This is a genomic window from Pseudoxanthomonas sp. CF125, from assembly GCF_900104085.1.
Taxonomy (GTDB): domain Bacteria; phylum Pseudomonadota; class Gammaproteobacteria; order Xanthomonadales; family Xanthomonadaceae; genus Pseudoxanthomonas_A.
In genome coordinates this window covers 605,168-617,683 of sequence record NZ_FNLD01000003.1, presented here as the reverse complement: position 1 = coordinate 617,683, position 12,516 = coordinate 605,168, and the positions used below count along the sequence as shown (strand labels likewise).

The following is a 12,516-nucleotide window of genomic DNA, read 5'->3' as shown; positions in this document are numbered from 1 at the left end:
TTTCCGGATCTCACAATCAGGGCAAAGCGATGATTTTCTTTGCTTCTTCGGGTTTTTTGACGCCTTTTTCCAGCGCCGACTTGGCCGCCTGCTTGGCTTCGGGAATACGGTCTTCCTGCCACAGCACCTTGGCCAGGTTCAGATAGGTTTCGCCGTCCTTTGACAACGGCGCAGCCTTCTGCCAGGCCTCGATCGCCGGCGCGATCTGGTCGGAGTAGTAGTAGGACTGCGCCAGGGCCAGGTAGGTCTGCTGGTCGGGCTTGAGCACGCCCTTCTGCATGCCGTCGTTGATCACGGCGATGACTTCCTTCTCCTTGCCGTCCATATTGGCGTAGGTGGTGTAGAGCTGACGGTATTCCTTCTCGTCGGTCATCTGGCCGGAGCTGCGCAGCTTCTCCAGGATGGCCGCGGCCTGGTCGTACTTGTCGGCTTGCAGGTACACGCTGGCCAGGTTCATCTGCGCCTTCTTGTCGCCAGGGGTCTTGGCGGCGATCTTCTCCGCCATCTGCGTGGCTTCGCCCGCTTGGCCCGCCTCGGCGTAGGACGCCATCAGCAACTGCTGCCAGTTGTCCTTGGGTTCGGGCGAGGATTCGATGGCCTGCTTCAGCACCGGAATGGCTTCAGCGTATTTTTCCTGCTGGTACAGGGCCTGGCCCTTCAACGCCAGTTCTTCGGGTTTTTGCGATTTGGTTTCGGCGAAGTAGCGGTCGAGCGTGGCGATGCCGTCGGCCAATTGATCTTCCTGCAGCTGCAGGCCGGCCAGCATGTACAGCAGTTGGTAGTGGCTGTTGTTGTCGAGCGCGTTGAGCTGCACCGCCTGTTTCAGGTAAGCGATCGTCCCGGGCATGTCGTCCAGGTTGTAGGCCGCCTGCGAAGCGAGCTGCGCGGCGACGGCCTTGTCGTAATCGGTGGCGGCCGGGTTGGCTGCCAGCTCGTCGGCCTGGGTGCGGGTAGCGGCGTAGTCGTCCTTGTTGTAAATGTCGATCAGCTTCTGCAGTTTGCTTTGCAGCTTGGGCGCACCTTTGGCCTTGGGCTCTTCGCGGGTGGCGTTGGGGTACAGGTTTTCCTGCTTCTTGCTGCTGCGCTCCGATCGGTCGCGCGTCTGCGCGTCGACGCCGACGGCGGCCGTACCCAGCAGGCTGACGATTGCCAGGGAAAGCAAAGCTTGTTTGCAATTGCGGAACAACATGGGGATCACCTCTAAAGGACTGCGAAGACCGGTTTGAACGCCGTCGGGCTGGGCTCGGGGGCGGCAACGCTAACAGAAACGGCTATGGCTCGGAAACAGGGTTGGACATGGTGCGGCGCAGCAAATCCCTCGTCACCCGCACTTCGGAATACGCCCGGAAGCCCGCGCCTGCTGGTAGGCGGGCGTCAACGTTCCAGCGCGGTTGCGCAGTTCTTGAATGCGCGATTGCGGATTGGGATGAGTAGAGAGCCATTCAGGCGGGCGGCCGCCGCCTGCGGCGATCATGTTCTGCCATAGATTGACGGCCTGGGCGGGATCGAATCCGGCCTCGGCCATCAAGCGCTGCCCCACTACATCGGCTTCGGTTTCCTGCACGCGCGAACCCGGAAGCAGGAAACCCGTCTGCGCCAGCAGGCCGCCGCCCTGGGTCGCCAGAGCGCCGTAATCGCCGGCCAATGCTCCAAGCACTTGCACGGCGCTGGAGGCGCCCATCTGCCGGGTGATGCGTTCGTCGTGATGCCGCTCGACCACGTGTCCGATCTCGTGCGCCAGCACTGCCGCCAACTGATCCTGGTTCTTGGCCACCGTAAAAATACCGGTGTTTACGCCGACCTTGCCGCCAGGGAGCGCGAAGGCATTGGGTTCGCTGTTGGCGAACACCGCCGTCTCCCAACCCACGCTTTGGGCCTGCGCCGGCAGTTGCCGGGTCAGCGCATTGACCACGCAACGCACGTACGCGTTCTGCTTGGCGTCGTTGCTCAGGGGGCCTTTGCTTTTCGCCTCGACGAAAGCCTGCGCTCCCAGCTGATTGAGCTGCTGTTCCGAAACGCCGCCCACGTACTGCCTGCGACCCGTGGAGGACGTTGTGGTGGCGCAAGCCGCCAGCGCGGCAACGATCGCCGCCGAGAGTATCCAGTGCTTCATCCAACGCCCCTCCTGTGAATGCAGAGTGTGGCGAGTGGCGTCTTAACTTTTCGTCAAACCAAAGGCTTTCAATTGCCTGCAGACAGGTTCAACAAAGCCAGCGCTATGGCATTGTTCAGCGCGTGGGCTCCGATCGCGGCCCACAGCGTGCGCGTACGCCAGTAGACGAACGCGAAGGCCGCGCCCATGAATCCATAGGTAAGCCAAAGCACGCCCGTCGCCTGCCAGCTGTTGCCGGTGGTGCCGGGAATTTCATGCATCAAGGCGAACGCGGCGCTGCTCAGCAGCACGCCCAGCCAGGGACGCCCGGACGCCCACAGTCTGCCGAACAGCACTCTGCGGAACAGCAATTCTTCGTAAGCCGGCGCGATGAACACCCCGAACAACAGCATGAAAACCGGGCTCGCGGCGAAAGCGGCTTCGATCAATGCCAGGTTGGTCGGTTGCGGTTTGATGCCGAAATGCTGGCCAAGAAAGCCCAGGCCCGAACTGACCAGGAAGGTGGTCGCCCCCGTCGCAACCACCCAACCCCAGGTGCCGATGCGCCGGATGGCCTGACGGGAAACCGCGCGCTCCTCGCGCGTGGCCCGGCGCCGCCACCCATACACCAGCAGTGCCGCACCGCCGGTACTGACTAGCGTCATCCAGATCATGGCGATGGCGCCGGGTTCGCCCAGCGCACGCATGACGCTGGCCGGATCGGTGGCCCCGCCCTGGACGACGATCTGCACGCCCTTGAATGCGGCCCAGACCGCTCCGCAGGCGAAGGAAAGAACCAACAGCGCGCCGATGGCAATCGCCAGATCCAGGAAGAATCCGGCAAGCGGACGCCCTGTGCGCGAACGCGGAGGCGATGCGCCGTGCGACTCCACCGCCTGGCTCACGCTCGCCTCAGACGTCGAGATTGGAAACCTTCAGCGCATTGGCGTCGATGAACTCGCGGCGCGGTTCCACCACATCGCCCATCAGCGTGCTGAAGATCTGGTCGGCGGCCACCGCATCCTCGATGCGCACCTGCAGCAGACGACGCGTATCCGGGTTCACCGTGGTATCCCACAACTGCTCCGGATTCATTTCGCCAAGGCCCTTGAAGCGCTGGATGCTGCGGCCCTTCTTGGCCTCATCGAGCAACCACGCCTGCGCTTCGGCGAAGCTCGAAATCGGCTGGGTCTTGTTGCCGCGCACGATCTGCGCACCTTCGCGGATCAAGCCGTGCAGCACCGCCGCCGCATCGCGCAGCGGACGCAGTTCGCCGGTTTCGAAGGCGGAGAACGGCAGCACCTGGGTCAGTTCTTCGCCCATGTGCTTGCGGGTCGCCAGCAACGCGGCCGGACGGTTCTCATTGGCCGACTGCAGAGTGAGCGCATAGCGCGCGCTGCCGATACCGCCGCGGTTGAGCTTCTTCTCCAGCGCATCCAATTCCTGGCGCTCGTCGACGTTCTGCGCAAGATGCGCGGCGTCCAGCGGCGAGAAATCGATCAGCGATTCCAGCAGGATCGCATCGTAGCGGTGCGCGTTGCGGGCGATGGCCTCGCGCGCGCCGGCGAAGGACAGCAGCAATTTCTCCAGCGATTCGCCGGTGACCGGCGGTTCGCCTTCGGCGGGAATCAGGCCGGCGTTTTCCACCGCGCTGTTGGCCAGGTAGACGTTCAACGCCGCATCGTCCTTCATGTACATCTCCTGCTTGCCCTGCTTCAACTTGTAGAGCGGCGGCAGGCCGATGTAGATGTGGCCGCGCTCGATCAGCTCCGGCATCTGCCGGTAGAAGAAAGTAAGCAGCAAGGTGCGGATGTGCGAACCGTCGACGTCGGCGTCGGTCATGATGATGATGCGGTGGTAACGCAGCTTGTCCGGATTGTATTCGTCGCGGCCAATGCCGGTGCCCAACGCGGTGATCAGCGTGCCGACTTCGGCCGAAGCCAGCATGCGGTCGAAACGCGCGCGTTCGACGTTGAGGATCTTGCCGCGCAACGGCAACACCGCCTGGTTCTTGCGATTGCGGCCCTGTTTGGCGGAACCGCCGGCCGAGTCGCCCTCGACGATGAACAGCTCGGATAGCGCCGGATCCTTTTCCTGGCAGTCGGCCAGCTTGCCGGGCAGGCCGGCGATATCCAGCGCACCCTTGCGGCGGGTCAGGTCGCGCGCCTTGCGGGCGGCTTCGCGGGCGCGGGCGGCATCGACGATCTTGCCGGCGATGGCGCGGGCCTCGTTGGGGTGTTCTTGCAGGAATTCCTCCAAACGTGCGCCGAACGTGCTCTCAACTACCGGTCTGACCTCGGAACTGACCAGTTTTTCCTTGGTCTGCGAGGAGAAGCTGGGATCGGGCACTTTGACCGATAGCACGGCGATCATGCCTTCGCGCATGTCGTCGCCCGACAGCGCGACCTTGGCCTGCTTGGCGATGCCGTTCTGTTCGATGTAATTGGTCAGCGTGCGCGTCAGCGCGGCGCGGAAACCGATCAGGTGGGTGCCGCCGTCTTTCTGCGGAATGTTGTTGGTGAAGCAGAACATCGTTTCCTGGTACGCGTCGGTCCACTGCAGGGCGACATCGACGGTGATGCCGTTCTGCTCGCCGGTCACCGAGATCACGTTGGGATGCAGCGGCGTCTTCAGTTGGGCCAGATGTTCGACGAAAGAACGGATGCCGCCTTCGTACTGGAACAGATCCTTGCGGCCTTCGCCACGCTCGTCGCTGAGCGTGATCTTGACGCCCGAATTGAGGAAGGACAGTTCGCGCAGGCGCTTGGCCAGAATGTCGTAATGGAACTCGACATCGGTGAATATCTCGGCCGCCGGCTTGAAGCGCAGCAGCGTGCCGCGCTTGTCGGACGCTTCGAGTTGCTTGAGCGGATACAGCGGTTCGCCCAGCGAATATTCCTGCTGGTAATGGAAGCCGTCGCGCCACACATCCAGCCACAAATGCTCGGACAAGGCGTTGACCACCGACACGCCGACGCCGTGCAAACCGCCGGAAACCTTGTAGCTGTTGTCGTCGAACTTACCGCCGGCGTGCAGCACGGTCATGATGACTTCGGCCGCGGATACGCCCTCTTCCTTGTGGATATCGACCGGAATGCCGCGACCGTTGTCGTACACCGCCACCGAGCCGTCTTCCAGGATCTTCACCACCACATCGTCGGCGTGACCGGCGAGGGCTTCGTCGATGGCGTTGTCCACCACTTCGAACACCATGTGATGCAGACCGGTGCCATCGTGCACGTCGCCGATGTACATGCCCGGGCGCTTACGGACCGCTTCCAGGCCACGCAGCACGGTGATCTTGCTGGAGTCGTAATTGCCGTTGGGGGTAGGGACAGGAGTGGTTTCTTCGGTCATGCGCTTCGTATCGCCTGCTGCGCTTCCGTGTGCAAGCAGTCCGGCCGAAGGCTGGTTGCAGGCTACACATTAGCTATAGGGAGTGAGGCAGGAATTATAGCATTTCGGCCGCCTTGAAGCCCCTCTCCCGGCGGGAGAGGGGTTGGGGTGAGGGTACGGCGAAACCAGGATAGTTCACACGCTAATGACTTCGCCGCACCCTCATCCGCCCCGCATCAAGCGCGGGGCAGGCTCTTCCGGCGTCTTCTTCCTCAGAGAGAAGCGGGTAGGTCGGGGCTACGCCCCCGACACAGGGAATCCTGGCTTCCTGAGCGTCGGGGGCGTAGCCCCGACCTACGTGCGCAGAACTTGGCCTTGTTCCACGTGGAACACCGCCGGTGTCGCCTCAATACTTTCCAGAGCGGCCGGGGCTTCGGTGCCGGTAATGAATATCTGAGCGCCGCTGGCCAGGAGGCGCTGCAGCACCCGTTGCTGGTGCTTGCGGTCCAGCTCCGAGGAAAGATCGTCCAGGGCGACGATAGGCCACTCACCGCGCCGCTGGGCGTAGTCCTCGGCTTGCGCGAGCAGGGCGGACAGGGCAGAAAGCTTGGCTTGGCCCCGCGACAGCGCTTCGCGGTTGGGATGGCCCGCATATTCGATCCGCCAGTCGGCTCGGTGCGGGCCGACGGAGGTGTAGCCCAGGCTCCGGTCGCGATCCCGGGCAAGCAACAGGGCGTCGGCCAGCGACAGCTCGCTGCTGCGCCAGCCCGGTTGGAATTCGAGGTTGCTGGCGCCCAGCGCCGGCACTAGGTCCGCGGCGACCGCAGATAGGCGAAGCTGGAGTTGTTCCAGGTATTGGCGTCGATGGCGGGTGAGGGGCTCCCCGGCTTCCGCCAGCTCATGATCCCAGGCATCCAGCTGCTGCCCGCCTGCGCCCGACTTCAGCAGAGCATTGCGCTGTTTCAGGGCGCGGGCATAACGGCGCCAGAGCAACAGGAAACCTTGTTCCACGTGGAACAACCCCCAATCCACGAACCGGCGCCGGGGTTCGCCGCCGCCGGTTACCAGAGCATGGCTGCCGGGTTCGAAGCTGACCACTGCCAGCGCGGCGCAGAGTTCGCCCAGTTGGGCCACGTTCTCGCCATCCAGGCGTCCGACCCAAGTCTGGCCGGTGTGGCGCAGGCCGGCGCGGCGGTGCCGGGCGTCCGGGCCTTCCCGCCATTCCACGAAGACCTCGACGGCGTCCGAACCCGTCCTCACCAGCCCATCCCGCACCCGCCCACGGAAACTGCGCCCGTAAGCCATCAGGTGTAGGGCCTCCAGCAAGCTGGTCTTGCCGGCGCCGTTGTCGCCGGTAATCAGGTTGAGGCCAGCAGCGGGTTCGATCGCCACGCTTTCGAAGCGACGTAGGCCGGAGGCGGTGAGGCGGGTTACTTGCATCCGCCGGCCCCTGCGTAGGTCGGGGCTACGTCCCCGACAAAGAGGAACCAACCTACCCGAGCGTCGGGGGCGTAGCCCCGACCTACGGCGAAAAGGCCCCCCGCAAAACCAGAACGCCCGGAGATCTCCGGGCGTTGAGGATGTTCCACGTGAAACAAGGGTGGAATCACAGGCGCAGCGGCATCACCACGTGCCGGGACTTCTCGCTGCTGGCTTCACGCACCAGTGCCGAGGAGTTGGCGTCCCGCAACTGGATGATGATGTGCTCGTCGCGCAGGGCGGAGAGGGCATCGAGCAGGTAATTGACGTTGAAGCCGATGGCCAGATCGCTGACCTTGGTGTCGGCCTCGATCTCTTCCTGGGCTTCTTCCTGCTCGGGGTTGTGGGCGCTGATCTTCAATTGGCCCGGAGAAACCTCGACGCGGACGCCGCGGTACTTCTCGTTGGACAGAATGGCCGCACGCTGCAGAGCGGCGCGCAGGACTTCGCGATCCAGCTTGACCTCACGGTCGGCGCCGATCGGAATCACCGCGGCGTAGTCGGGGAAACGGCCGTCGATCAGCTTGGAGGTGAAGGTCACATCGTCACGCTTGACGCGGATATGACTGCGGCCGATTTCCAGTTCCAGTTCGCGGTCGCCATTCTCCAGCAACCGCTGCAGCTCGGTCACGCCTTTGCGCGGCACGATGATCTGGCGCTTGGCGCCGGCGGCGCCGTCCAGCGGGGTTTCGCACAAGGCTAGGCGGTGGCCGTCGGTGGCCACGCAACGCAGTAGCTTGTCGCCCAGGTCGAACAGCAGGCCGTTGAGGTAGTAGCGCACGTCCTGCTGGGCCATGGCGAACGCGGTGCGCTCGATCAGCTCCTTCAGCGCGGCTTCGGGCACGTTGACCCGTTCGGTCGCCTCAACTTCATCCACCGAAGGGAAATCGTTGGCCGGAAGCGTTGCCAAGGTGAAGCGGCTGCGCCCAGCCGAGACGGTGACCTTGTCGCCGGTCTGGCTGACGGTGATCTTGCTGCCGTCGGGCAGGGCCCGGATGATCTCGAACAGCTTGCGCGCCGGGATCGTGGTTTCACCGTCCTGGGCGTCGTCGACCGCGCTGCGCGCGATCATCTCCACTTCCAGATCGGTACCGGTGAGCGAGAGTTGCCCGCCCTGCACTTGGACAAGGAAGTTGGCGAGGACCGGCAACGTCTGCCGGCGTTCGACCACGTTGACGACTTGCGCCAACGGCTTCAGGAATGCTTCGCGTTGCAGACTGAAACGCATGTGGTGCTGGCCCCTTATGCACTGGATCTTGAAAGAGTATTAAATCAAAAACTGGTGGTGATGGTTTCGCCGATTTCGGTGGAGAAGCAGCGCAACCCTTTGAATCTTATTCGTTTTTCGATACCGCCAAGCCATGTATCAAGAACGTTGGATCTGTGGTGCAACTTGTGGATAAGTTTGAAGGCGATTTTCGTCCCCAACTTATCCACAGAGCCTGGGGCTAGTTACTCACTGAGCTTACGGATCAGTTTGTCCCAGTCTTCGTGCAGCTTGCCGTCGGTTTCCATCAGGTTGCGGATCTGCCGGCAGGCATGCAAAACGGTGGTGTGGTCGCGACCGGCGAAGGCATCGCCGATTTCCGGCAGGCTGTGTTCGGTCAGTTCCTTGGCCAAGGCCATCGCCACCTGTCGCGGACGCGCCAGTGAGCGCGTGCGTCGCTTGGACAGCAAATCCTTGATCTGCAGACCGTAATAGTCTGCCACGGTCTTCTGTATGTTGGGGATGCTGATGGCTTGCTGCTGCGCGCGCAACAGATCGCGCAGGGTTTCCTGGGCGAACTCGGTGGTGATGGCGCGGCCGGTGAAGTTGGCGCGCGCGGTCAGGGTGTTCAAGGCGCCTTCCAGGTCGCGCACGTTGGAGCGCATTTTCTTGGCCAGCAGGAAAGCGACATCGTCGGGAATCTGCGCGCCGCGTTCGCGCGCCTTGGCCAGCACGATGGCCGCGCGGGTCTCGAAATCGGGGGGTTCGATCGCCACCGACAAGCCCCAGGCCAGGCGCGATTTCAAACGCGGCTCCAGGCCTTCCACTTCGCGCGGATAGCGGTCGCAGGTCAGGATGATCTGCTGGCGGCCGTCGAACAACGCGTTGAAGGTGTGGAAGAACTCTTCCTGGGTGCGGTCCTTGCCGGCGAAGAACTGGATGTCGTCGATCAGCAGCGCATCCACCTGTTGGAAGCGGCGCTTGAACTGGTCCATCGATTTCTCGATCAGCGCCTTGGTCATGGCGCTGAAGAACTGTTCCGAACGCAGGTACAGCACGCGCGCATTCGGATTCTGCCGGCGTAGTTCGTTGCCGGCGGCGAACATCAAATGGGTCTTGCCCAGGCCGGTGCCGCCGTACAGCAGCAGGGGGTTGTGCGAACGGTCGCCAGGCTTCTGCGCGGCCTGCCAGGCAGCGGCGCGGCCCAGTTGATTGCTGCGGCCTTCGACGAAGTTGTCGAAGCTGTAGTGCGAATCCAGGTTGCCGGCGTAAGGCTCGGTGGCGGCGAAATTCGCGGCGGCCGATGCCGATGCCGACAACGCGGGCTCGACGATGCGCGCGCGCGATCCGATTTCCACCGACACGTCGCGGTGGCCGGCGAAGTGGCCCAGCAACTCCTGGATGCGCGACAGATAGCGCTCGCGCACCTGCTCCACGATGAAGGCGTTGGGCGCGTACAGGACCATGGCGTCGAGGCGCTGTTCGGCCTGCAGGGGTTTGAGCCAGGTGTGTACATCTTCGGCCGGCAGTTCGGCTTCCAGGCGTTCGAGGCAGCGGGGCCAGGCATCCATCGAGGGCGGCGATCGGTCTTCGAAAGGGCGTGCACGCGGCAGTCGAACGGCGCGGGACGCGGGTGAAATACAGTCGGCCACATTATCACGCGACGGCGCGCGGCACGGGAGTTATCCACCGCGTTCAGCAACACCGCTAGGCCACCGCGGTAGGTCGGGGCTACGTCCCCGACAGCACGCGTGGCCGAGTTGGCGGGCGTCGGGGGCGTAGCCCCGACCTACGCCATGGTTGACCGGAGCCCGGGTGTCCCTATAGAATTTCCGGTTCTTTCCACCGCAAACCGCCCGAGGGCCCCATGGCCACCAAGCGCACTTACCAACCCAGCAACCTCAAGCGCAAGCGCGACCATGGCTTTCGTGCCCGCATGAAGACCGCCGATGGCCGCAAGATCCTGGCCCGTCGCCGTGCCAAGGGCCGCTCACGCCTGAGCGCCTGATGCTTCTGCCGCATTAGCGGCCGAGTCATCCATGTACGCCTTCCGCAAAAAGTCCGCGCAGCCCTTGTGCGGACTTTTTCATGTCCGCATGTTCATGTCCGCATGAGAACGCCTTCATGAGCAGGCCTTCATGAGCATGATCCCATGAACGCCACCTTCCCACCCTCTGCGCGAGTACGCACGGGCGCCGAATACGCGCGCGTATTCGAACAAGCCCGCCGCACCTCCGACCCGCTGCTGAGTCTGCATTGGCTGGCCGGTGAAACGCCAGCGAAGCTGGGCCTGGCCGTTTCGCGCAAGGTCGATCCCAATGCGGTGGGCCGCAACCGCATCAAACGCGTATTCCGCGATCAGTTCCGCAAGTTGCGCGAGCACCTGCCAGGCGGCGAGTACGTGGTGGTGGCCCGCGTCGCCGCACGCAACGCCGACAACACGCAGTTGCGCGAGACTTTTTTGCGCACGCTGATACGTGCCGGCGCATTGCCCGCGTCGTCTGCGCCCGGCACAATGCCGCCGGTCAAGAAACCTCTTCCTTCCCTTTCCCGCAACACGCCCAAACCGGACGCTTCCGCCGGTTGAGAATGCCTGCCCGATGAACCAGACCCGTGTATTCCTGTTTTTCGCCTGGCTGATGGTGGCGACCTTGTTGTGGATGGAGTGGGGCAAGTTCAATGCGCCCAAGCCGGCCGGACTGGCGACCGCCACGAGCCAGCCGCAACCCGCAAACGTAGGCTCGGTGCCTTCCGCCTCGCCGGTCCCGCAGTCCGCCGCAACTGCGGCCAGTGCCGGTGTGCCCGTGGCGCCCGCGGTCAGCGCCGCTGCCAACAATGCCACCGCTACCGCTACCGCGGCTCCCGCCCGGCAGAGCGTGGTGGTCAGCAGCGATCTGCTGCGCCTGACCATCGACGGCGGCAACGTGCTGGAAGCGGTGCTGCTGAAGTATCCGCAGAGCAAAGCCGCCGGCAGCCCGCCCGTGGTGTTGTTCACCCAGGATCCGGCGCACTACTACACGGCGCAAAGCGGCTGGACCAGCTCCAAGAATCCTGCACCCAATCACTTGAGCGGTTTTGTTCCGGAGAACGGCGCAGGCGCAGTCAACCTGGCGCCCGGTGCGGCGTCGGTGTCGGTGCCGTTCGTGTGGAACGGCCCGTCGGGCGTGGTCATTCGCCGCACCTACACGCTCAAGCGCGACAACTACGCGGTGGACGTGCGCGACGAAGTGGTCAACAACGGCGGCGCGCCCTGGGAGGGCACGATCTATCGCCAGCTGGAGCGCCAGCCACCGGTGATCAAGACCGGCATGACCAATCCGGAATCCTTCAGCTTCAGCGGCGCGACCTGGTATAGCGTGCAGAAGCAGTACGAGCGTCTGAAGTTCGCCAAGTACATGGACGACGGCAAGCTTAACCAGGACGCGAGCGGCAGCTGGATTGCCATGCTGCAGCACCACTTCTTCAGCGCCTGGATTCCGGATCCTAAGGCCGAAGTGAAACTGCAGACCGACGAGATTTCCGGCCGTGCGCTGATCCGCGAGCTGGGCCCGGGCTTCAACGTCGCGCCCGGCCAGCGCGTGTCCACCGATGCGCGCCTGTACGTGGGACCGAAGCTGATCCAGCAGATGAAAGCGCAGGGCGTGCCCGGTCTCGACCGCGCGGTCGACTACAGCCAGTTCTCCATCTTCGCCGTCATCGGCCAAGGTCTGTTCTGGATCCTCAGCCACCTGCATTCGCTGTTCGGCAATTGGGGCTGGTCGATCATCGGCTTGGTGGTTCTGGTGAAACTTGCGCTGTATCCGCTGGCCAACAAGCAGTACGAGAGCGCCAACAAGATGCGCGCGCTTGCGCCGCGCGTGGCCCAGCTGCGCGAGCGCTACGGCGACGACCGCGCCAAGCAGCAAGCGGCGATGATGGAGCTGTACAAGAAAGAGAAGGTCAACCCGATGGGCGGCTGTCTGCCCATCCTGGTGACCATGCCGATCTTCCTGGCCTTGTACTGGGTGCTGGTGGAATCGGTGGAGCTGCGGCAGGCGCCGTGGTTCCTGTGGATCCAGGATCTGACCGCACGCGATCCGTATTTCATTCTGCCCGCGCTCAACATGTTGGTGATGTGGACCACGCAGAAGATGACGCCTGCGGTGGGCATGGACCCGATGCAGCAGAAGATGATGCAGTTCATGCCGCTGGTGTTCGGCGTGATGATGGCGTTCTTCCCGTCGGGCCTGGTGCTGTACTGGGTAACCAACGGCAGCCTGGGCCTGCTGCAGCAATGGTGGGTCGGCAAGAAACACGGCAAGCCGCCGGCTGCACCTGAAGCCAAGGGCAAGGCAATCAGCAAGTAAACGACCGCATCGGCAACAACATGGGAAACCCGCCGGAAGGCGGGTTTCCTGTTTTT

10 protein-coding genes are annotated in these 12,516 nt (G+C 63.6%); 3 read left to right on the top strand and 7 right to left on the bottom strand.

Annotated features, from left to right (window positions below; all coding sequences use genetic code 11):
• Positions 1-16: 16 nt before the first annotated feature.
• From BLR66_RS16265 to dnaA, 7 genes are all read right to left on the bottom strand, one after another.
• Entirely contained in the window at positions 17-1,189 is a 1,173-nt protein-coding gene (locus BLR66_RS16265) for a heme biosynthesis protein HemY (RefSeq protein ID WP_093289443.1), read from the bottom strand.
• Positions 1,190-1,321: 132 nt separating this feature from the next.
• Positions 1,322-2,113 carry a M48 family metallopeptidase gene (locus BLR66_RS16260; protein ID WP_093289440.1) on the bottom strand — a complete coding sequence of 264 codons (792 nt, stop codon included), beginning with the start codon at positions 2,111-2,113 and terminating at the stop codon, positions 1,322-1,324.
• Positions 2,114-2,181: 68 nt separating this feature from the next.
• Positions 2,182-2,997 carry a CPBP family intramembrane glutamic endopeptidase gene (locus tag BLR66_RS16255; protein ID WP_255402723.1) on the bottom strand — a complete coding sequence of 272 codons (816 nt, stop codon included), beginning with the start codon at positions 2,995-2,997 and terminating at the stop codon, positions 2,182-2,184.
• Between the two features lie 7 nt (positions 2,998-3,004).
• Positions 3,005-5,449: a DNA topoisomerase (ATP-hydrolyzing) subunit B gene (gene gyrB / locus BLR66_RS16250; RefSeq protein ID WP_093289437.1), complete on the bottom strand. Its 2,445-nt coding sequence runs from the start codon at positions 5,447-5,449 to the stop codon at positions 3,005-3,007.
• A gap of 333 nt (positions 5,450-5,782) precedes the next feature.
• Positions 5,783-6,868: a DNA replication/repair protein RecF gene (gene recF / locus BLR66_RS16245; protein ID WP_093289434.1), complete on the bottom strand. Its 1,086-nt coding sequence runs from the start codon at positions 6,866-6,868 to the stop codon at positions 5,783-5,785.
• A gap of 166 nt (positions 6,869-7,034) precedes the next feature.
• Positions 7,035-8,135 carry a DNA polymerase III subunit beta gene (gene dnaN, locus BLR66_RS16240; protein ID WP_093289432.1) on the bottom strand — a complete coding sequence of 367 codons (1,101 nt, stop codon included), beginning with the start codon at positions 8,133-8,135 and terminating at the stop codon, positions 7,035-7,037.
• Positions 8,136-8,359: 224 nt separating this feature from the next.
• Positions 8,360-9,685: a chromosomal replication initiator protein DnaA gene (gene dnaA, locus BLR66_RS16235; protein ID WP_093289429.1), complete on the bottom strand. Its 1,326-nt coding sequence runs from the start codon at positions 9,683-9,685 to the stop codon at positions 8,360-8,362.
• Between the two features lie 296 nt (positions 9,686-9,981).
• Here dnaA and rpmH point away from each other — a divergent pair, with 296 nt between their 5' ends.
• The 3 genes from rpmH (at position 9,982) to yidC (ending at position 12,460) form a co-directional block, all read left to right on the top strand.
• Positions 9,982-10,122, top strand: coding sequence for a 50S ribosomal protein L34 (rpmH, locus tag BLR66_RS16230; RefSeq protein ID WP_093289426.1), 141 nt, complete (start codon positions 9,982-9,984; stop codon positions 10,120-10,122).
• 144 nt (positions 10,123-10,266) lie between these two features.
• Positions 10,267-10,701: a ribonuclease P protein component gene (rnpA, locus tag BLR66_RS16225; protein ID WP_093289424.1), complete on the top strand. Its 435-nt coding sequence runs from the start codon at positions 10,267-10,269 to the stop codon at positions 10,699-10,701.
• Between the two features lie 13 nt (positions 10,702-10,714).
• The gene (gene yidC, locus BLR66_RS16220; protein ID WP_093289421.1) at positions 10,715-12,460 is read left to right on the top strand and encodes a membrane protein insertase YidC; all 1,746 of its coding nucleotides are present in this window, start codon (positions 10,715-10,717) and stop codon (positions 12,458-12,460) included.
• Positions 12,461-12,516 lie beyond the last annotated feature (56 nt).